Genomic DNA, 19,763 nt, shown 5'->3' on the forward strand with positions numbered 1-19,763 from the left:
ATAAAAATTACCTCCGTCTTTTAACTATCAAAAATGCTGTAATGAAAACACTGTAAATCAGACAACTATATGCAAAGACATCTCCAAAGACCGTGTAAAAAGTAACTCCTCCGGCAGATTTATAAATATCTCCGGTTAAGGTTACTCTTTCAAAAAGAGATGTTTTTTTCAATATACCGCCCTTTGGGCCGACAATTGCCGATATGCCGGAGTTAGTAGCCCTTATAAGATATTTTCCATTTTCCACCGCCCGCAGCACTGCTATTGCAAAGTGTTGATACGGGCCTGATGTATCGCCAAACCATGCGTCATTGCTAATGGTTACTATAAAATCACCGCCGTTTATATAAAATCTCCTTACCAAATCCGGGAATATAATTTCATAACAAATATGCGTTCCAAATGAGCCGAATTCCGCCCTACCTGACACAAAATCCCTGCCCGGAGAAAATTCACCTGTTGAGCCGACAAGTTTATCGACAAAAAAAAGCAGCTTTCTCAACGGCACATATTCCCCAAACGGTACCATATGGATTTTATCATAAACATAATCAATTTTTCCATCTTTCCCCAGTAAAACAGCACTATTTGTGAGAATTAAAGATTTTCCTTTTCTGCCTCGTATCAGATCTGTGCCAAAGAGAAGACTTTTTCCCAAATATTTTTGAAACTTGACAAAATCATCCGTATATTTCCGGTCACTCATGAAATAAAACGGCAGTGCCGACTCAGGCCATACCACTAAATCGGTATTATCAGGTGTATTTTCCAAAGTCAGAGTCTCGTAGGTGTTTATAATTTTATCTGTATAGTCCCGTGATAATTTCATTTCCTGCGGGATATTACCCTGAACTAAGGTAACAGTGACTTTTTCGGTGTAATTTAAAGACGGCTGTTTTTTTAGTCCATAAACTATAGCAAGGATAAAAATAACGGAGGCGATAATAATTGGTTTGAGTTTTTTAAGCGGATTCTTTTTGAGAGTATAGTTATTTTCAAAAAAAGTCAGATAGAGTGCGCAATTAAAAAATACTATCAAAAAAGAAATGCCATAGACGGCGGTTATGTCAGCTATTTGAATGAGCGGGATGAATTTGTACTGAGAGTACCCAAGGAATGACCACGGAAACCCGGTGAGAAATATTCCCTTTAAGTATTCAAGGCTTACCCATATAAATGGTGTGCTGTAGCAGGCTCCTCTGATGGATCGTCTTTTTCCAATAAGATGAAACATAAGCGCAAAGACGCTGATGTAGAGACTTTGGTAGAGACAAAGGACAAAGACAATAATTATGCTTAAAATAAACGGGATGCCGCCGAAGTGGTTAATTGAGTGATAAATCCAGTACTGAGTGCCGAAGAAAAAGATAAATCCCGTTATAAGACCGCTGCATATGGCCCGTAGCTTAGTATCTGCCGCCGTAATTGAGTAAAAGAGCGGCAGGAGGGCGGCCCATGCCAGCGTGGAAAGCTCGGGCTTAGGGAAGGCAAGAAAGAGCAGTATTCCCGAGAAAGCCGGCAGGAAATAATTAATAAAAAAAAACTTTGGAGTAAGTTTTTTTATAATGCTTGACAATGAAAGAGCAAAATTGTGTAATATATCCATGTGTGGGCAGTTAGCTCAGTCGGTAGAGCAGAGGCCTGAAAAGCCTCGTGTCCGCAGTTCAATTCTGCGACTGCCCACTCTTTTTACTTTATTGCCTGTTTTAGTGTTCTTGTGTTTAATCATAAATCACATTGTCAAGTGTTGATTATATATGAAACGGGTATAAATTTGCTAATGTGGGGTTGTAAGCTATTTGCTTTCAAAAGGGTGCTTCATAACTTATGGGCAAGGAGCGAATTCAGATGCGGAGCAATTTCACTTTGCTACTATAAATTATAAATTATTTGTTGACAAAATAATAATATTAAGTTACAGTAGATGCTCTTAATGGATAGAGTATCTATAATTAAAATTAACAGGAGGGTAGGCAATTGCATGCTTTAGGTAAGCATCTATTAGTTGAATTAAGGGAATGCAATCCCACCAGGATTATTGATCTAAGAGAAGTAACGGACGCATTGGTAGGTGCCGCAAAGGCGGCAAAAGCGACGATAGTTGATGTTTCATTTCATGAATTTAACCCTTTTGGTATCAGCGGAATGGTTATTATCGCTGAGTCACATCTTTCTATTCACACATGGCCTGAGTATAATTATGCTGCGGTAGATATATTTACCTGCGGTGATATTATTAATCCCGACCATGCAGCAAAGTATCTCATAGACAAATTCGAGTCAAAATGTCCTTCTATTATGGAGATGAAAAGGGGGATTATTTCTGAAGCAGACGTTAAACTGCCTCATAAGGTATTTCAGGATGACTTCCAATATGTCTCATAGGACGGTAAAACAAATATTACCTTCTTTAACAGAGCTTTCTATGTTAAAACTCTTTATCTATATACGCAGGTTGAAACTTTAGAATAAAGTACGTTTCACAAAATCTCTTTCAATTGCTTGCATAAGATATAATCACTACTTTAAGATTTTGTCTATATACGCATGAGTATTCGCACCTCCTTTTTTTCTGATCGAGCAATAGGGGACCGGCGGGGGTTATTTACTGCTCCAATAATCGCCAATACGGTAATGGACAAATAGCTCATAAATTTTTAGGGACGGCTGTTTTATTCCTTAGCTTTAACGGCAAGTTGTAAACCAAGTGTTTTTAGGAGTGCAGAAAGGCTTGAAAACTCAGGATTCCCCTTTTCTGATAGCATACGGTACATGTTTTCTCTGTTAAGCTTTGATTTTTCAGAGACACTTGATAGCCCCACAGCCTCGGCAACGTTACGAAGAGCCAGCAGAAAAGCCTCCGGCGCTTCCTCTTCCAACGCGGCGCTAAGATATAAAGCCGCCTCCTCAGGATTCTTTAATGACTGCAAAAGAGTGTCCTTATAATTTATTGTCTTTTTTAATATCATCTTCTTTTATAGTCCTCCCAATATGAAAATGCTTTTTTAATATCATGCTTCTGTGTGCCTTTATCCCCTCCACATAAAAGTATTATTATGTTGGAATCCGCCTGTCCATAATATACACGATACCCTGGACCACAATCCACTTTCAATTCATGGACACCATCCTCTAAAGACTTACAATCGCTGAAGTTACCAAGACTCAAGCGATCTATTTTTACCCTTATTTTAGCTTTACCTTTATAATCTTTAAGAGCATCCAACCAGTCCAGAAAAGGTATCCTGCCTTCACTTGTTACATAAATCTCCAGCTGCCTGGGGAATGCTTCCATTGAAATTATTGTAGCTTATAAGCTACTCTTTATACAAGAGCTAAACCCTTAAACACAGATAAAAGAGACCGCAATCTTTGCATATAACCCGCTTCCGCTGCAAGATTGCACCGAAACATTTGGAGATTCCAACCAACATCAATTCCACCACAAATGCACCCATGCGTATTGCAAAAAAAAGTGCCACGTTGTAAAATTAATTAAAGAAATGTTATATATTAGGTTATAAGCGTTTGATTTACTGCTGATTCAGTATGTCTGTCAGCAACTAAAATAGTATGAAAATACTTTTTAAGAGGTACCGATGCGAGTTCAAGACGGGTCGCACCCAAAAACTGTTAGGCAGACAATGTATTATGACGGTAAGCTGCAATATGGCGGAGTTGATAGTCCTAACGTTACTGTGATCAACAATCAACTGAAAGCATTCATTATTTATACAAAATATCATAATAATGATGCCGACATAAGCAGTTTAACACAAGTGAAGCCACCTAAGAAGGTGGAGATTGAGTCATTTATACCATCTGATACTCTCATTAATTTAGTAAATAAGAACAGACGAAAACCTAAAGCAGGGCTTCCTAAGGCATTAAAAGCATTATATGGAGTATTTCCTCAGGAAGATATGAAAAATGAACATGAAATCGTTAAAGAGAGAATAACAAATGAGTTGGAGGGAATGTTGATAAGCCTTGTTAGAAGAAATCCAGGAAATAATGAAAATATCATAATTTCAAAAAAAGACGGTTTTACGGACAAAATAACCCTGGAGTTAGTGGAAAGATTAGCGATAGATAGAAAAAAAACCAAAGATGTCTTATCACAGCTTTATAAAGAATTCAATAAATTTATTTCTGAAAAACCTCGCAAACGTCTATGGGGTGAAATTAAATTGATTGACTCCATGATTACATTAGTTCCTGATTATAGCATGTTATCGTATCCCAATATGGATTTTGACGACGAGAATTCATGGGAAACGATTTGATGTTAATTGGAAATATTAAAAAATGAGTATCTTGAGGATTTTACACTGGTCAGACTTGCATATTTCTGAAGCGAGTAATGTTTTAAGGTTCTTTCACATTTTGAGTGGGTAAAAGAAAGAATAAGTCCCTGTCGCCTTAAACAGGGTAGCCTTCAGGTAGACAAAAATGTCAAATTTTCTTTCTGAAAATTGCTTCACTCCGTTACGCCCCTACGGGTGACATTTTTTACCTTTCGGCTATGTGAGAATTAGGCGACGGGGAGGGCCGTGGGGAAGGGACCCCAAACCCCGCAAAGGAAGTTCATAATCTTACCAGCTCAGAAAAGAGCATTTACTTAGCAGATAAAAGAGACCGCAATCCTCATAATCCCGCTCCTGCCGGCAGTTTGACCAAGTGCAAAGAGCAGTTTTACGGACTATGGAGAGCGCATTATGACAGGCCACAGCTCTGCACTCTGTATGCAGGCTTTTTCGCTACAGGGATAGATTCAAGCCGCAGCTGGTTTATAAATAAAATGAAGGCCAACCTGCAGTCAGAAGTAAACACAGGCGGCAATGAGGAAAGAGACGCTTTAGACATCCAGGAGCTTTTGACAAAGCCAACAAAGTTAGACCATTGAATGCAGCTTGGTATTAAATACATGCTTTTCCCAGAGCTGTAAGGTTGCCCTGCCTCCCCCGTCGCCTAATTCTCACATAGCCGCAAGGTAGGGGATGTCACCCGCAGGGGCGTAACGCAGTGGAGCAGTTTTGCGAAAGCAAAACTTGACCTCCCCGTTTACCTGTAGGCTACTGTGTCTAAGGCGACAGCGGTTACTTCTTACTTTTCTACCCACTTCTGCAGTAGCTCCTGCACGGTCTCTAAAACCTTATCAGGAGATACCCTGAGAGATTCCTTTGATTTTCTGATTTTTATTTCAATCACGTTTTCCTTAAGGCCTTTGGGACCGATTACCACCTGTAGAGGTATTCCGATAAGGTCGGCGTCCTTAAATTTAATGCCTGCCCGCTCATCCCTGTCATCCATTAAAACCTCGATGTAGTTTGTGGTAAGGGAATTATAAATATCTTCAGCTGCTTTTTGTGAGACTGTGTCATTTACGTTAAGAGGCAATATTACAACAGCAAAGGGAGCTATTGAAGGCGGCCATATGATGCCGTGCTCGTCATGGTTTTGCTCAATGGCTGCTGCTGCTACACGAGCCGGCCCTATGCCGTAACTTCCCATTATAATTGGTTTTTCCACACCGTCCTTATCAAGAAAAACTGCATTAAGTGCAATGGAGTACTTAGTTCCAAGTTTAAATATGTTTCCTATCTCAATTACCCGCTCTATCACAATGGGCTTGCCGCAAGCAGGACAGCCGTCATTATTGTGTGCCATATGAAGGTCGTAGTAATCGGCACTGAAATGTACGCCGGGCTTTATTCCTCTGATGTGGTAGTCCTTTTTATTTGCGCCGCTTACGTAACTGCCGGTCCCTAGTACATTGTCGGCTATCATCTTTATAGTGTGCCCGACAGGGCCGATAAAGCCAGCCTCAACTCCGGCTATGTCCTGGATTTCATCTTTTCGTGCAATGCGAAAGTTTCCGATTATCCGCTGGGTTTTCTTTTCATGAAGCTCCTGGTCTCCGCGGATTAGTGCCAGCACCGGCCCGCTGTCGGAAATTAACACCAGAGTTTTTATGAAATCTTGTGAATCCCTTTCTAAGAAACCGGCAACCTCATCAATTGTTCTCTTGCCGGGAGTGAATACCTCTTCAAAGGGTGTTTCATCAAATTCAATTGCCCGAGACGTTGTGACGGCAAGCTCCACGTTGGCTGCATAGCCGCATGAGCTGCAGAGTGCAACATCGTCTTCACCAGCCGGGCTTGGGGCCATGAACTCATGCGCAGTGGCACCTCCCATCATTCCCGGATCAGACTCCACCATGTAAAATTTCAGGCCGCACCGTGTATAAATTCTCTTATAGGCTTCTGCATGAAGCTCATAGCTGATATTTAGACCATCCGTGCCGGCGTCAAAACTGTAACTGTCCTTCATTATAAACTCACGGGTGCGAAGTATGCCGCTTTTGGGTCTTGCCTCGTCCCGGAGTTTGGTCTGGATCTGATACCACATCTGTGGTAATTCCCTGTAGGAGCGGATTTCCCGTGAGGCCAGCCATGTCATTATTTCCTCATGAGTCATGGCAAGGCACATATCCCGTCCTGTTCTGTCCTTAAGACGAAACATCTCATCTTTTATGTCATACCAGCGTCCGGTCTTTTGCCACACCTCGGCAGGATGCAACACCGGCATGGAGACCTCCTGGGCTCCTATAGCGTCCATCTCTTCCCTGATTATTTTATTTATTTTATTCATAACCCGTAAAAAAAGGGGCATATACAGGTACAGCCCTGCTGCCAGTTGTCTGACATATCCGCCCCTTAGCATTAGCACATGGCTGACAGCCTCCGCCTCAGAGGGCGTTTCCTTAAGCGTGGGGATGAGAAGTTTTGAATATTTCATTTTATTTATTCCTTATATTTTTTTATAAAATATCTTTAAACCAAAAATTGGCATTTAAGAGCTCTTATATAATATAATAAGTGCGGCAATATTACAAATGCGGCTAATGAATAAAACTTAAACACAGGATGATGATGAAATTTGCACCGGAAGGGATACCGTTTATTGCAGGGGCCATGGCTGTTACGGTTGCAGTTGGGCTTTTTGCATTTGCCAGAAGTTGGAATTTCGTGGTTTCTCTGTTACTTCTGTCCTTTTGTATGGATGTAACGGTGTTTATGTTTTATTTTTTTAGAGATCCGGAGAGAACCACACCTGTGGGGAACAATGTTGTAGTGTCCCCGGCGGACGGGAAAGTTATAGTAGTGTCGGATGTCTATGAGGATACAACACTGAGGGCTGATGTCAGAAAATTAAGCATCTTCATGTCCCCCCTCAATGTCCATGTAAACCGTATTCCCTACACCGGGACGGTGGTACATGTTAAGCGTAATGCAGGGAATTTTTTTAAAGCATTTCTTGATGAGGCATCCCTTAAAAATGAAAACGTTGCTACCACCCTGGAAACTGACAGAGGCACTATGTTGATAAAGCAGATAGCGGGCTCTGTGGCAAGGCGGGCTGTGTGCAGGGCAAAACCGGGAGACAAACTTAAAACCGGTGAAAGATTTGGTATAATTAAGTTCAGCTCCCGTGTGGATTTATTTTTACCGCTGGAAGCAAATATTGTCGTAAAAACAGGTGATATGGTCAGAGCCGGCGAGACGGTAGTGGCCAACTGGACGGAAAAGGAGTAACCCCTGAATTTATGAAAAGAGGCGTCTATATTTTACCTAACGGCCTGACACTGGTCGGCATGTTTTTTGGTTTTTTTTCAATAGTGTCCTCATTAAAGGGGGATTTTACAATGGCCGGCTGGGCAATACTTATTGCAAACATATTTGACGGCCTGGATGGCTGGACGGCAAGGATGACAAACAGCACATCGAGATTTGGAATAGAGCTGGATTCACTTTCCGATCTTGTGGCATTTGGCGTGGCTCCCGCCATTATGATTTTTACCTGTGCCCTTTCCCCGTTTGGGCGCATTGGGTGGGCGGTGTCGTTTCTTTACGTCAGTTGCGGGGCTTTGCGTCTTGCCAGGTATAACGTGCAAATGGTCACGGCTGAAAGTAAGCACTTTACAGGGATGCCGATACCGGCGGCAGCCTCTATCCTGTCAACCTATGTGATTTTCTATCAACATATGTTCAATACCCATCCTGGTAAAAGCTATTTTGTGTTGGCTCTGACCGTTTTAATATCCCTGTTTATGATAAGCACACTCAGATTTCACGGTGCAAAAGAGATTAATTTTAAAGAGCGCAGGCCGTTTCTTTTTCTTGTGGCTCTGATACTTATTCTTACTGTTGTGGTAGTCCACCCTCCGATAACTCTCTTTGTACTTGCAATTCTCTATCTCATATGGGGTATCATAGAAAATACATATTTATTTTATCTAAAGGTAAGACAGCAGAGCCGGCAGTCTGAACAGTAAGCAGTTGAGTTTAAAGTACAGGGAGAACGCAAATGCCGAAGAAAATAATAAAAATATTTGACACTACCCTCAGAGACGGTGAGCAGTCCCCGGGGGCGGCTATGAATGTTGACCAGAAGATTCAAATAGCCCGTCAACTGGCGAAGTTAAAAGTGGATGTAATAGAAGCCGGATTCCCAATATCCTCAATCGGTGATTTTGAAGCGGTAAAAAAAATTGCTGAGCAGCTTAGAGATGTAACTGTAGCGGGGCTTGCCAGAACCATAGAGGGGGATATAGACCGCGTAGGGGAGGCGATAAGGGGCAGAGATAACGGCAGGGTTCACATCTTTATCGCCACAAGTGATATTCACTTGAAATATAAACTAAAAATGGACAGGGATGAGGTTTTGCAAACCGCTGTAAAGGCAGTTAAACACGCAAGGAAGTACACGGATGATGTGGAGTTTTCAGCCGAGGATGCAACTCGTTCCGACTGGGATTTTCTTTGCAAGATAACAGAGGAGGTTGTAAAGGCGGGGGCTGCAACGGTAAACATTCCCGATACGGTCGGTTACACGGTGCCTCAGGAGTACAGTGAGCTAATTGAATACCTGTTTAATAAGGTACCCAATATAGATAAGACAGTAATTTCCGTGCATTGCCATAATGACCTGGGGCTTGCCGTGGCAAATTCTTTATCTGCGGTTCTTAAGGGGGCAGGCCAGGTGGAGTGTACGGTAAACGGGATAGGTGAGAGGGCAGGCAATGCCGCTATGGAGGAGATAGTGATGGCGTTGAAAACCCGTCCGGCTTTTTTCAATGCCGATACTACAATTGTAACCCACGAGATATATAAAGCAAGCCGTCTGGTGTCAAAGATAACCGGTATGGCGGTTCAGCCCAATAAGGCCATTGTCGGGGATAATGCCTTTGCTCATGAATCAGGCGTGCATCAGGACGGGTATTTAAAGGAACGCTCCACATACGAGATACTAAAACCGGAGGAGATAGGAATTCCAAAGAGTAAACTGATACTGGGAAAGCTCTCCGGCAGACATGCCTTTAAGGAGCGTCTGATGGAGCTTGGGTATTTCCCGGTTGATGCAGAACTGGATAAAGCTTTTGAGAGATTTAAATCGCTTTCCAATCAAAAGAGGCACATCTTTGATGAGGACCTTGAGGCCCTTGTTGCAGAAGGCGTGGGCGGAACCTGTGATGTTTTTTGCCTTTCCAGTCTTTACATATCAGGGGGCACCGAGCAAAAACCTGTTGCAAGAATAAAGATCACTATAAACGGCAGTGAGCTTGAGACACAGTGTGACGGTGACGGTCCTGTGGATGCGGTTTACAGGGCTGTCGGGGAATTGACAAAAACAAAGAGCGCTTTAAATAAATTTGAAATAAAAAGTATAACCGGCGGAACCGACGCACTGGGTGAGGTCTTTGTCACCCTTGAGGAAGATGACAGAGTGGTCAGAGGCAGCGCATCTGACCCTGATATAATAGTGGCCTCGGCTAAAGCTTATATCAATGCACTCAATAAGCTTGAGGATAAGAAAAGAAACATTAAAAAAGGCATATAGACTATGGGCCCCTCTCTGTTAACAACGCGGTGTCTCCTGCCGGCAATGTACATGTGTTAAAATTATACACATTGCTAATATTAGCTTGTATCAATTAAAATCACATTTTCTTTGGGGAGAGTTCTGTATGAATGCCTGAGATAAGTATAACAAAAAGGAGCAGGTGGATGAAAGCAGAAATAATTAATCCATTTTTGGTATCAATCGTAAATGTTTTGGCGACAATGGCCCAGACCGAGGCACGGGTTGGTAAACCGGTGCTTAAAAAGGATAATGTCGGCAAGGGAGATGTCTCAGGGGTTATCGGCCTTGCCGGTGAACAGACTAAGGGCTCTATTGCGATTACTTTTACCGAGAAGGCCATAATAGATATAGCCTCAAAGATGTTGGGTGAGCAACTCAACACTGTGGATGAAACCGTGGCTGATATGGTTGGTGAAATAACAAATATGGTAACCGGTGGGGCTAAAAAAATCCTTTCTGAAAAGGGGTTGAAGTTTAACCTTGCCACTCCCTCAATTATTGTAGGCAAAGGACATATGATCTCGCACAGATCAAAGGCTCCTGTGATATTGCTTCCTTTTGAAACAAATGCAGGCAGTTTTTTCGTGGAAATTTGTTTTGACGAGTTTGCCCTGAAAAAGTGATGTAACCTTTTTCGCCGTTAATCCGTTAATGCCAAGTTGCCACCTGCGTTTACTTTTGAATTAGAATTGGAATAATGTTCCGGAGCATTGTTTCAACGCAGTGGCTGGATGAGATTGCACAAACGCCTGGTGGCACTGTATAAATACAACACGGGAGGGCTCACCAAACCTCCCTCTCCAAGGAAGTTTCTACCCCCAAGCCCCTACAAAGGGGGCTCTATGAGTTTTTCAGCTATCTGGACGGCATTCAAAGCTGCTCCTTTTCTGAGATTATCGGAAACCACCCACATGTTAAGGCCGTTTTCTATGGACTCATCCTCACGTACCCTACCTACATACACAGCATCCTTGCCGGCGCAGTCTATGGCGGTAGGGTAAATGTTTTTAGCCGGTGCGTCAAAGAGTATTACTCCCGGGGCCTCAGACAGCAGTGCCCTTGCTTCATTTGCCGTGATTTTTCGGTGCGTTTCTATGTTGACGCTTTCTGAGTGTCCCCTAAAGACCGGTACACGCACCGTCGTAGCCGTTACGCGTATTGTGCCGTCTCCCATAATTTTCCTGGTCTCGTGGACCATTTTCATCTCTTCTTTTGTGTAACCGTTTTCAAGAAACACATCTATATGCGGGAGACAGTTATAGGCTATCTGATGTGGATAGACGGAGATTTTTATATCCCTGAAATGGAGTAAATCCCCTGTTTGTTCTAAAAGCTCATCCATAGCCTTCTTACCGGTACCGGAGACGGCCTGGTAGGTGGATACCACGATTCTCTTAATCCTCACGGCATCATGAATAGGTTTGAGGGCTACCACCATCTGAATGGTGGAGCAGTTGGGGTTTGCAATTATCCCTTTATGTTTTTTTAAATCGTGAGGATTTACCTCAGGAACGACAAGGGGAACCTCCGGGTCCATGCGCCATGCGCTGGAATTATCAACAACAACGCAGCCTGCGGCTGCGGCATCCGGCGCAAACTCCCTGCTCCTTTCCGCACCTGCTGAAAACAGGGCGATATCTATACCTTTAAAGACCCCCTTTGTAAGACGCTCCACAGTTATCTCAGCATTCTTAAATGTGAGGGTCCCTCCCTCAGACCGTTCCGAAGCAAACAACCGTAGTTTATCTACCGGAAAGTCCCTCATCTGAAGAGTTTCTATCATTTCGTTTCCCACAGCCCCCGTAGCTCCCACCACTGCCACTACATATTTGTCTTTTTTCACGAGCATTTAAATCCACCTCTTTGAAATCTTTTTGTGATAAATATTTCTCTTCATACAGACGGTTATTATAACATTTTGCTATAAAACTTTCCTGTTTCTTAAAACAATCGAAACAGTGTATAATAGGTTGACATAAGAGACGTTTCATTTAAACAAAGGAGTGTGGATGGCACAGAAAAATTATGAGGCAAATCTTGAGACAGCCCTGTCTTATTTAAAAAATGATCAGAGAAAAGACGCCGTCTCTACTATGAAACGTGCCCTTTCTCAGGTGCCGGAGAGCGAAAAGGGACCTGAGAACCTCGTTTATTTGAAAATATTGTTTTTTTGCGCCAGATTTGCGATAGAGGATACCGATGAAAGGGTTGCATACCATTATATAAAAGAGGGGATTAAACTTAAAAAATTCTATGCCGATTTTCTGTTTCTCGATGTTTTCCTTGCCAAACTTCAACACAGATACGGTGATATGTTAAGCTCACTCATTGCATATCTGATTTCAATTGATTTGCCAGACACTGACACATACGGCTACGATTTCGTGAATCCTGACGCTGTCAACGAGGTCCTTACAGTCTATCTGCCCCTTGCATACAATAACACTCAAAACCATGCCATGATTTTAAATGTACTTAATAACACGATAGAAAAGGTTAAGGAATTCTCCACCGCTGAAAATCTCACTAAAGCATACGATATTATGCGCTCGATGGATTTCAAAAGCAACTGACCATGACTGCCCCTAAAGTGCTTTTACCCATCGGCGAGACCGAACTGCAGGCGACAAGCGGACGCCTTCTCCACATCGCCAAAACGCTTGCCCTTGAGGGCATATCGGTTGACGTTATCACCTACAGCGAGTCCATTAAGGAGTTTTCCCTTGAGTTGTTTAAGGAAATGAAGGCTGTCACAACAATTCGTATCGAGTCTGAGCCTACACACTACCACCACGTCACATCGCTTGTTAATACATTTATAAAGCTAACTTATGAGATTTATCTGCCCGAGACTGAGTTGAAATTTTACAAAATGACTGCTTTTGACGATTTCAGAGGCCACATAGCTAATTTTACTTATCCTGAGATTGACTTTGTCCCGTACAGCGCCGTTATTTTTCCAATTCCTTCTAATGAGATTCCTCCGCTTCCCGATGCCGACATCTTTTACTCCACCATATGCTTTTATGCCAGGGAAAATAAGGTACCGATAGTCGGCATTCAACTCTACCCGGTGGTTCAGACCCCCCCCATATACTACAGTGCCATGGATTATTTAATATTAAAACACGACTGGGAAAGAGATATGCTCAAAGAATTTGCCTACGATTTAAACAAAGTTTTTGTGGTTACATACAATCATGAGGGTTATTTTTTCAGTACCATAGAGGATAAATATTTGGATACTCTGCTTAATCCCGGTATTTACATTCCCAAACATGAGCTGTCAATTATGCTTATAAACCATCCGAGGCTCAGGTTTTGTGTCTCAGACGCCCTCGATGTTATTAATGAACTTAATGTGCCTACAACCGTTTTCTTTCTGAAGCGAAAATTTGTTATACGAGAACTTACCGAGGATAACATCATAAATGACTACTATATGCCGAAAATAAAGAAACTAAAGGGCAGAGCTTATATGATGGAGCCTGACTCAAAGGGAACTCTGCTTATGCTCTCAGACGTTATAATATCACCGGCTTACCTGACAACCCTTGGCTTTGCAGCAGGGTATGGAAAGTTGGCTGTTGTGTATAACCCTCTGGTGGATAAAAAACTGGCCGACCCTAACGCCACGTTTATAGAAAATAAAATTGAGTTAAAAGCCGCTATTTTAAAGCATTACGAGGAGAAAAAATCCTTAATATCCATGCCTGATATAATTAAGAGGGTAATACGGGAGAGGACTCACATGTGAAAATATTTATTTTTATAAAAAAGGCTAAAGTTTTAAATAATGTTGCCGATAAGGAAAGTGACAGTTGTAGGGATTGATAAAATATTATAAGGTGGTAACACTTGGTGAGGAGGTGTGTGAGGGCCGGAGATTGGAAGCGCCGCAAAAGTACCGGAGGAGATGGTAGAAACAGGTTTTAAAATAATAGCAGGAAGCTGTTGTTTTATCAGTACTTAATTAAATTTACAAGGAGGTAAACTATGGCTTTTGTAATTAATACAAACATAATGTCTCTAAATGCTCAACGTAATTTAAGGCGAACACAGGGACCGCTGCAGGATGCAATGGCCAGATTATCATCGGGTTATAGGATAAACTCAGCTAAGGATGACGCAGCAGGTCTTGCAATATCAACAAGAATGTCTTCACAGGTAAGGGGTTTAACCGTCTCTGTAAGAAATGCCAACGACGGCCTCTCGATGGTGCAAACCGCTGAGGGCGCAATGGATGAAATAACCAACAACCTTCAGAGAATAAGAGAGCTGGGCGTTCAGGCTATGAGTGGGCAGTATGGTGTAACAGACATATCGTACATGCAGAAAGAGGTTAATGCTCTTGTTGAGGAGATAGGCAGAATATCTGAACAGACCAAGTTCAACGGCCAGCGGCTGCTTGCCGGAGGGTTTGATTCAAAACTTCACACAAGTTATTCAGCCTCTGACTCGCAGATAAGGATATCTGTAGGCTCTATGAACACAGATGCCCTAGGCGGCCAGATATTTACAGCAACCGGCAAAAACGGCGCAACTATGTTTTTAAAAGACATCCACACGGCTACATCTTCCGGTGTGCAAGGTATCGGGGACGCCACTTTTGTCAGTGGTGCGGGGTATCCGCCTAACTACAGCTTTGAGGCTAAATCCTCTATAACATACACCGGTTCATCATCGTTTCAGGTAGCTGATTCAACCACTGCAACCGGTTACAGGTCCCAGGCGTCAAATGCCATAGCCATTATAGACTCAGCGCTGAATTTTGTGACAAGCGCCAAAGCGACTATGGGTGCTAAGGCTAATCAGTTTGAGGCCTCTATCAGAAACATAGACAACACGATAGAGACAACGCAGGCTTCGCGTTCAAGAATAATGGATGCCGACTTTGCAGCAGAAACGGCAAATCTTACTAAGTCAATGATATTACAGCAGTCCGGCATCTCAGTTCTGTCTCAGGCTAATTCAGCTCCGCAGAACGTGCTTGCCCTGTTGAAATAGATTAATGAGGGAAGGCTCTGGGGAAGGTGAATCCTTCCCTCTCCTTTTAACAGGAGGAAGGAGGTTTTAACATGAATATTAATTTAGGGCCCCTGAGCTCATATGCCTCAGAGTGGGGGAAACAGCCCCAGAAGAGGGATATCACTGTAAGTGAGCAGGAGCAGCGCAGTGGGGGACAGTCAACAGGTGACGGCAAGTTAAATAAAGCTTTAGAAAAGGCACCGGCGGAGCAATCAGCCGAATTAAAAGAGAATAAGGCGGTTTTTGCTGTTGATGAGAATCAAAAAGTTGTAATCAGAATCGTTGATTCCGATGGTAATCTTCTTAAGCAGATACCTGCCGAGGAGTATGTAAAAATGGTGCAACAACTGGAGCAGAATTCCCAGAACTTGTTCCATAAGGAGACATAACATGGCTGCGATAACCTCAACTGTAGGAGCTTTCTCAGGAATAAACACCGGAGATATTATTGATAAGCTTATGACGATAGAGAAGCAACCTTATGAAAAACTTACTACTAAAAAGAAAGAATTTCAAACGGATATAAGCTCCTACGGGGAGGTAGCGTCCAATTTGTCATCGCTTAAGGCTGCGCTGGCAAATATTCAGTCAAAAAAGCTCAACTCATATACCGCCTCATCATCAGATGCGCAGTATGTGAAAGTTACGGCAGACACGGGGGCAAGTGCAGGGCAATATGGATTGAAGGTTGCTCAACTGGCTCAGGAGGAGAAACTTTATTCACAGGCATTTTCCTCTACATCGGATGTTTTTAATTCCGGCACAATAACAGTCTCAAACGGCGGCCACAGCACTACGATAACACTCGATTACTCTAATAAGACTCTCTCGGGCATCAGAGACGCCATAAACTCCGCCGCTACCGACGTCAGTGCCACAATACTTCACGACAGCACCGGATATCGCCTGATGCTTAGCTCCCGCGGTGGTTCCACATCATCTCCCCTGTCTATATCTGTTTCAGATGCCGGTGGCTCAGCCAATGCGCTGGATGCTTTCACCTATGATCCCACAACAGGGGGCAATATGACTTTGCTTCAGTACCGGCAGGACGCCCAGTTTTCCGTTGACGGTTTCCAGTTGACAAGTCCTACAAACAGAGTATCCAACGCTGTAAGCGGGTTAACTTTCGACCTGGTTAACCCCACTTCCAACAGAACGGTTACAGTTACAGTCAATCCTAATTCAATATCTACTTCCGACAACATGAAAACCTTTGTTGAGGCTTACAATAATACACTTGCTAAATTAAAGGAGCTTACCGCAAAGGGGCAGCCTCTTCAAAGTGATGGAACTATCAGAACTATAATTAATTCCATGAGAAACGTCTTTATCTCCGGCACATCAAGCAGTTCCGTGGCGGTATTCGGTATTGCACACAACAAAGATGGTACATTAGCGATAGACAGCACAAAGATGGATACTGCTATTTCAAGGAGTATGGTTAATTTTTATAAATCAATTAATTCTTTTTCCAGTTCTTTTACCACTACACTGACAAATATTCTTACTAACACTTTATCTGTTAAAAATGATACTATTAACACACAGATAAGGCAAATTGATGACAAGCAGAGCTCTCTATCTGATATTCTGGATAAAAAGCGGGCAGCGTATGTTAAAAAGTTTGCGGCGATGGAACAGGCTATAGCAGATATGCAATCTCAAAGCCAAAGTTTAAACAACATAACCCGTTCAAGCACTACGTCGAAATAATTTTTATATCACAGGAGGATACTAAATGCAAAACATCTCTTATGCGCAGCACGCTTACAGAAGCATTGATATAAGTAGTTTATCGCCCCTTGACCTCATAATAAAGCTATATGACGGCGCAATAAGCTTTCTGTCAAAGGCGGCAGTCGGCATAGAGAAAAAAAATAAACTGGTTAAAATCGAGTATATAAACAAAACCCGCATGATTTTAGAAGAACTTCTTGCATCATTAAACATAGAGGCAGGCGGCGAAATAGCCCTCCACCTGCAGGACCTCTATACCTACATGCTCGTGGAGCTTACCCGCGCAAATGCCAATGATTCCATTGATAAGGTATATCACGTTCAGGAACTTATGAAAACTCTCAGAAGCGCCTGGCAAGAGATAAAGACTACTACTCCGGCAACTGACCTATATACCAGCAGAACCATAAACAGTTCACACTGAGAGACCGGAGAGTTAAAACTATTTTTGTTTTCATAACCAATTCACCTTGTTGTAGTTTGTTTGGCATTAGAAGCTCTCAGTTGACACATCGTAATATTTTCTGCTATTTTACACTGATAGTAGTATTACTACAGCAGAAGTCTGCTTTTCTATGAGACTTTAACGGAGCCGCAGCAAATGTCACTAGGAAAGAACATAAATGTAGTTTGTAAGATAATGCCTAAGCCGGAGCAGTATATTGCCTCTGTAGTGGAGATAAACAATGATGTTATCTTTTTAAATGTCAAGGAAGGTGCTGCCAATCTGCGTATAGGAATGAGTCTTGTTGTGGCAACAGAAACGATGGATTATTACACGGAGGTTGCAGATGTAAAGGGCAATATAGTTACGTTAAAAGTTCATGGCAGCGAAAAGAGGGATTATTTCAGGGTTGATGATACCTTTCCTGTGGTTATAACAAGTATAGCCGGCAATCCATACGAAAAAAAGTCTAAAATTCTGTCTGAATATGGTCTGGAGTTATCGGATATGAGATCGTATATGGTTGATGTGCCTGATGAGAATATAAGCCCTGTGCTTTGGAAAATGCTTGTTGATATAAATATGAAAGTCGGTCTCATACTGGACAGGCTTTTTCTTGACCATGAGGGGTTAATGAAAGCACCCGAGAGGGCTGTAAATATAAGCGGCTCGGGAATACGGTTACGGTTGGATAAGAAATTCGAGCTTCATGACAATGTGGCTGTGAAAATGCTCTTACCCTCTTCCCCGCCGATAGGGTTGTCGGCTATGGGTGTGGTAGTGCTTAGTCAGGTGGTTGAAGACGGGCGATTTGATACAGCAATAAGTTTTACAAATATTGAGGAGGGTGTAAGAGACGAAATAATCCAATATACTCTTAAGAGGCAAAGAGAGGTATTGAGAGCGCAAAGGGGGCTTAAACCTTAAACTATGATTGTAATCATGGGATTTGTTGTGCTAATGGGCGCATTATTAGGGGGCTATGTAATGGAGCATGGCAATCTTGCCATGCTTATCAATATACCTGAGTTCATTATATTGGGAGGTTGTGCGGTTGGCTCTTTGATGGTATCCAGCCCGCCTGCTGTTTTGAAACTTGTTATGGCAAGTATTCCGACAATATTTGGCAAGGGAGGCGCACATAAGCATGAGTACCTTGAGCTGTTGTCCCTGCTCTTTATTATATTTTCAAAGGTCAGAAAAGAGGGTTTGATATCTATCGAGCAGGATGTCGAGGACCCGAGTAAAAGCGCAATATTTACAAAATACAAGAGTGTTTTGGATAATAAGAAAGCTATGGGTTTTATATGCGATAACCTGAAAGTGATAATAACAACCAACATGCCGCCTCATGAGCTTTCCGACCTGCTGGAGATAGATATTGAGGCAAATGCCCACGAGGCTCTTCTGCCCTCACAGAGTATCGGTAAGGTGGGTGATTCTATGCCTGGGTTTGGAATAGTGGCGGCGGTTTTAGGAGTTGTTGTGACAATGGGCAAGATAAGCGAACCACCGGAGGTACTTGGACACAGTATCGGTTCAGCCCTTGTCGGAACCTTTCTTGGTATTTTGATGGCTTATGGATTTTTGGGGCCTATGTCAACCAACCTTGAGCTTAAGGCAAAGGAAGGTGAGGTATATTTCCACGTAATCAAGGCTTCTCTGGTTGCTTTTGTAGGGGGGGCGGCACCGCAGATAGCAGTTGAGTCGGGAAGGCGTGCTATCCCTAATTCTGAAAGGCCGTCTTTTGCAGAGCTTGAGGAGGCGATAAGAAAATGAAAGGACAGACTGTAATAATCAAAAAGGTGAAAAAAGGTGGCCATGCCGCCGCTCACGGCGGTTCATGGAAGGTTGCCTATGCCGACTTTGTGACGGCTATGATGGCGTTTTTTCTTCTTATGTGGCTTATTTCTATGGTGTCTCCGGAAAAAAAACTTAAATTATCCACATATTTTAAAACTGTCGGTATTATGGAAGCGGCTGGTTTAGGTTTTATGGGTAAGGGCAAGGAAATACTTGACACCGAGATTGTCAGCACCGCCCAGGATGTAAATGAAAAAAAAGGTGACAGTTTTTACAAGCAAAACAAGGAAGAGTTTAAGGAAAAACTTAAACACGATATAGAGACAAAATTAGCCGCTGCAAAGGACCAGGTGCTTGTTGATGTGATAGAGGGGGGTGTGAGGATAGACATTGTAGATAAACTGGGTAAGCCTATGTTTACCATTGGCAGTTCTGAGCTCACGCCTGAGGCGAAGGCGGTTTTGAAACTGGTTACTGAAAACATAACAGCCTTTAAAGATATGAAAATATCAATAGAGGGACATACCGATTCAACGGCATACTCAGGCAATAAATATACCAACTGGGAGCTTTCCACCGACAGAGCGTCTGCGGCAAGAAGGGAACTTGAAAAAAGCGGTTTGGATCCTAACGATCTTGCTAAAGTTTCAGGTTTAGCGGCAACGCAGCCCCTTATAGCTGAAAATCCCACAGACCCGCGAAACAGAAGAATAAGCATAATGGTTTTATCGTCAGATCAACCTGCAATTGAGAAGGTAAAGGACAATCAGGATGAAAAAACAAGTGTAAGGAAAACTAGTGCCCATTAAGGGAGGTATTT

Annotated in this window: 21 protein-coding genes and 1 tRNA gene; 17 read left to right on the top strand and 5 right to left on the bottom strand. The window is 42.6% G+C overall.

The annotated features are described in order from the left end of the window. Nucleotides 1-7 precede the first annotated feature (7 nt). Complete coding sequence (gene lnt, locus H7844_00735; GenBank protein ID MEO5355808.1) at nt 8-1,606, bottom strand: apolipoprotein N-acyltransferase; 1,599 nt, start codon at nt 1,604-1,606, stop codon at nt 8-10. Between the two features lie 4 nt (nt 1,607-1,610). Between lnt and H7844_00740 the strand changes: the two genes are divergently transcribed. Then, nucleotides 1,611-1,683: transfer RNA gene (locus H7844_00740), tRNA-Phe, on the top strand. Between the two features lie 294 nt (nt 1,684-1,977). Continuing rightward, the gene (gene speD, locus H7844_00745) at nt 1,978-2,385 is read left to right on the top strand and encodes an adenosylmethionine decarboxylase (protein ID MEO5355809.1); all 408 of its coding nucleotides are present in this window, start codon (nt 1,978-1,980) and stop codon (nt 2,383-2,385) included. 287 nt (nt 2,386-2,672) lie between these two features. On the opposite strand, the gene H7844_00750 is transcribed toward speD, so the two are convergent. Together H7844_00750 and H7844_00755 are read right to left on the bottom strand one after the other, a co-directional pair. After that, entirely contained in the window at nt 2,673-2,969 is a 297-nt protein-coding gene (locus H7844_00750) for a putative addiction module antidote protein (GenBank protein ID MEO5355810.1), read from the bottom strand. Continuing rightward, on the bottom strand, nt 2,966-3,295 hold the full coding sequence (locus H7844_00755) for a type II toxin-antitoxin system RelE/ParE family toxin (protein ID MEO5355811.1): 330 nt from the start codon (nt 3,293-3,295) through the stop codon (nt 2,966-2,968). Before H7844_00755 ends, H7844_00750 begins: the two co-directional genes overlap by 4 nt. A 349-nt stretch (nt 3,296-3,644) precedes the next feature. Here H7844_00755 and H7844_00760 point away from each other — a divergent pair, with 349 nt between their 5' ends. Further along, nucleotides 3,645-4,286 carry a hypothetical protein gene (locus tag H7844_00760; GenBank protein ID MEO5355812.1) on the top strand — a complete coding sequence of 214 codons (642 nt, stop codon included), beginning with the start codon at nt 3,645-3,647 and terminating at the stop codon, nt 4,284-4,286. A 386-nt stretch (nt 4,287-4,672) separates the two neighbouring features. Next, complete coding sequence (locus H7844_00765) at nt 4,673-4,906, top strand: hypothetical protein (protein MEO5355813.1); 234 nt, start codon at nt 4,673-4,675, stop codon at nt 4,904-4,906. Nucleotides 4,907-5,106: 200 nt separating this feature from the next. On the opposite strand, the gene H7844_00770 is transcribed toward H7844_00765, so the two are convergent. Continuing rightward, on the bottom strand, nt 5,107-6,801 hold the full coding sequence (locus H7844_00770) for a proline--tRNA ligase (GenBank protein ID MEO5355814.1): 1,695 nt from the start codon (nt 6,799-6,801) through the stop codon (nt 5,107-5,109). 134 nt (nt 6,802-6,935) lie between these two features. On the opposite strand from H7844_00770, the gene H7844_00775 reads away from it, so the two are divergent. The 4 genes from H7844_00775 (at nt 6,936) to H7844_00790 (ending at nt 10,550) form a co-directional block, all read left to right on the top strand. After that, the gene (locus H7844_00775) at nt 6,936-7,598 is read left to right on the top strand and encodes a phosphatidylserine decarboxylase family protein (GenBank protein ID MEO5355815.1); all 663 of its coding nucleotides are present in this window, start codon (nt 6,936-6,938) and stop codon (nt 7,596-7,598) included. An 11-nt stretch (nt 7,599-7,609) separates the two neighbouring features. Further along, the gene (gene pssA / locus H7844_00780) at nt 7,610-8,338 is read left to right on the top strand and encodes a CDP-diacylglycerol--serine O-phosphatidyltransferase (protein ID MEO5355816.1); all 729 of its coding nucleotides are present in this window, start codon (nt 7,610-7,612) and stop codon (nt 8,336-8,338) included. A 32-nt stretch (nt 8,339-8,370) separates the two neighbouring features. Then, nucleotides 8,371-9,903, top strand: coding sequence for a 2-isopropylmalate synthase (locus tag H7844_00785; protein ID MEO5355817.1), 1,533 nt, complete (start codon nt 8,371-8,373; stop codon nt 9,901-9,903). Between the two features lie 167 nt (nt 9,904-10,070). Next, the gene (locus H7844_00790) at nt 10,071-10,550 is read left to right on the top strand and encodes a chemotaxis protein CheX (GenBank protein ID MEO5355818.1); all 480 of its coding nucleotides are present in this window, start codon (nt 10,071-10,073) and stop codon (nt 10,548-10,550) included. Between the two features lie 203 nt (nt 10,551-10,753). On the opposite strand, the gene H7844_00795 is transcribed toward H7844_00790, so the two are convergent. Then, nucleotides 10,754-11,776 (bottom strand): aspartate-semialdehyde dehydrogenase, encoded by a 1,023-nt coding sequence (locus H7844_00795; GenBank protein MEO5355819.1) that lies wholly within the window; start codon nt 11,774-11,776, stop codon nt 10,754-10,756. A gap of 160 nt (nt 11,777-11,936) precedes the next feature. Here H7844_00795 and H7844_00800 point away from each other — a divergent pair, with 160 nt between their 5' ends. From H7844_00800 to H7844_00840, 9 genes are all read left to right on the top strand, one after another. After that, the gene (locus tag H7844_00800) at nt 11,937-12,500 is read left to right on the top strand and encodes a hypothetical protein (protein ID MEO5355820.1); all 564 of its coding nucleotides are present in this window, start codon (nt 11,937-11,939) and stop codon (nt 12,498-12,500) included. A 2-nt stretch (nt 12,501-12,502) separates the two neighbouring features. Beyond that, a complete protein-coding gene (locus H7844_00805; GenBank protein MEO5355821.1) occupies nt 12,503-13,684 on the top strand; it encodes a hypothetical protein in 1,182 nt (393 codons plus the stop codon). Between the two features lie 239 nt (nt 13,685-13,923). Continuing rightward, on the top strand, nt 13,924-14,934 hold the full coding sequence (locus H7844_00810; protein ID MEO5355822.1) for a flagellin FliC: 1,011 nt from the start codon (nt 13,924-13,926) through the stop codon (nt 14,932-14,934). 71 nt (nt 14,935-15,005) lie between these two features. Next, nucleotides 15,006-15,344 carry a flagellar protein FlaG gene (locus tag H7844_00815; protein ID MEO5355823.1) on the top strand — a complete coding sequence of 113 codons (339 nt, stop codon included), beginning with the start codon at nt 15,006-15,008 and terminating at the stop codon, nt 15,342-15,344. A gap of 1 nt (nt 15,345) precedes the next feature. Then, nucleotides 15,346-16,671 carry a flagellar filament capping protein FliD gene (gene fliD, locus H7844_00820; GenBank protein ID MEO5355824.1) on the top strand — a complete coding sequence of 442 codons (1,326 nt, stop codon included), beginning with the start codon at nt 15,346-15,348 and terminating at the stop codon, nt 16,669-16,671. A 25-nt stretch (nt 16,672-16,696) separates the two neighbouring features. After that, nucleotides 16,697-17,119, top strand: a complete 423-nt coding sequence (gene fliS / locus H7844_00825; GenBank protein ID MEO5355825.1) for a flagellar export chaperone FliS — start codon at nt 16,697-16,699, stop codon at nt 17,117-17,119. A 177-nt stretch (nt 17,120-17,296) separates the two neighbouring features. Further along, nucleotides 17,297-18,067, top strand: coding sequence for a PilZ domain-containing protein (locus tag H7844_00830; GenBank protein MEO5355826.1), 771 nt, complete (start codon nt 17,297-17,299; stop codon nt 18,065-18,067). Nucleotides 18,068-18,070: 3 nt separating this feature from the next. Beyond that, nucleotides 18,071-18,919: a flagellar motor stator protein MotA gene (gene motA / locus H7844_00835; GenBank protein ID MEO5355827.1), complete on the top strand. Its 849-nt coding sequence runs from the start codon at nt 18,071-18,073 to the stop codon at nt 18,917-18,919. After that, nucleotides 18,916-19,752, top strand: a complete 837-nt coding sequence (locus H7844_00840) for an OmpA family protein (protein ID MEO5355828.1) — start codon at nt 18,916-18,918, stop codon at nt 19,750-19,752. Before motA ends, H7844_00840 begins: the two co-directional genes overlap by 4 nt. Nucleotides 19,753-19,763: the final 11 nt, after the last annotated feature.

Source organism: Nitrospirae bacterium YQR-1, assembly GCA_039908095.1.
GTDB lineage: Bacteria > Nitrospirota > Thermodesulfovibrionia > Thermodesulfovibrionales > Magnetobacteriaceae > Magnetomonas.

What these genes read in the sequence shown, in the direction of transcription:
- H7844_00830 (MEO5355826.1), top strand. Translation starts at nt 17,297, where the DNA reads ATGTCACTAGGAAAGAACATAAATGTAGTTTGTAAGATAATGCCTAAG.
- H7844_00750 (MEO5355810.1), bottom strand. Translation starts at nt 2,969, where the DNA reads ATGATATTAAAAAAGACAATAAATTATAAGGACACTCTTTTGCAGTCA.
- H7844_00770 (MEO5355814.1), bottom strand. Translation starts at nt 6,801, where the DNA reads ATGAAATATTCAAAACTTCTCATCCCCACGCTTAAGGAAACGCCCTCT.
- H7844_00775 (MEO5355815.1), top strand. Translation starts at nt 6,936, where the DNA reads ATGAAATTTGCACCGGAAGGGATACCGTTTATTGCAGGGGCCATGGCT.
- H7844_00840 (MEO5355828.1), top strand. Translation starts at nt 18,916, where the DNA reads ATGAAAGGACAGACTGTAATAATCAAAAAGGTGAAAAAAGGTGGCCAT.
- fliS (MEO5355825.1), top strand. Translation starts at nt 16,697, where the DNA reads ATGCAAAACATCTCTTATGCGCAGCACGCTTACAGAAGCATTGATATA.
- H7844_00810 (MEO5355822.1), top strand. Translation starts at nt 13,924, where the DNA reads ATGGCTTTTGTAATTAATACAAACATAATGTCTCTAAATGCTCAACGT.
- motA (MEO5355827.1), top strand. Translation starts at nt 18,071, where the DNA reads ATGATTGTAATCATGGGATTTGTTGTGCTAATGGGCGCATTATTAGGG.
- H7844_00755 (MEO5355811.1), bottom strand. Translation starts at nt 3,295, where the DNA reads ATGGAAGCATTCCCCAGGCAGCTGGAGATTTATGTAACAAGTGAAGGC.
- H7844_00800 (MEO5355820.1), top strand. Translation starts at nt 11,937, where the DNA reads ATGGCACAGAAAAATTATGAGGCAAATCTTGAGACAGCCCTGTCTTAT.
- H7844_00760 (MEO5355812.1), top strand. Translation starts at nt 3,645, where the DNA reads ATGTATTATGACGGTAAGCTGCAATATGGCGGAGTTGATAGTCCTAAC.
- lnt (MEO5355808.1), bottom strand. Translation starts at nt 1,606, where the DNA reads ATGGATATATTACACAATTTTGCTCTTTCATTGTCAAGCATTATAAAA.
- pssA (MEO5355816.1), top strand. Translation starts at nt 7,610, where the DNA reads ATGAAAAGAGGCGTCTATATTTTACCTAACGGCCTGACACTGGTCGGC.
- fliD (MEO5355824.1), top strand. Translation starts at nt 15,346, where the DNA reads ATGGCTGCGATAACCTCAACTGTAGGAGCTTTCTCAGGAATAAACACC.
- H7844_00805 (MEO5355821.1), top strand. Translation starts at nt 12,503, where the DNA reads ATGACTGCCCCTAAAGTGCTTTTACCCATCGGCGAGACCGAACTGCAG.
- H7844_00785 (MEO5355817.1), top strand. Translation starts at nt 8,371, where the DNA reads ATGCCGAAGAAAATAATAAAAATATTTGACACTACCCTCAGAGACGGT.
- H7844_00795 (MEO5355819.1), bottom strand. Translation starts at nt 11,776, where the DNA reads ATGCTCGTGAAAAAAGACAAATATGTAGTGGCAGTGGTGGGAGCTACG.
- H7844_00815 (MEO5355823.1), top strand. Translation starts at nt 15,006, where the DNA reads ATGAATATTAATTTAGGGCCCCTGAGCTCATATGCCTCAGAGTGGGGG.
- H7844_00790 (MEO5355818.1), top strand. Translation starts at nt 10,071, where the DNA reads ATGAAAGCAGAAATAATTAATCCATTTTTGGTATCAATCGTAAATGTT.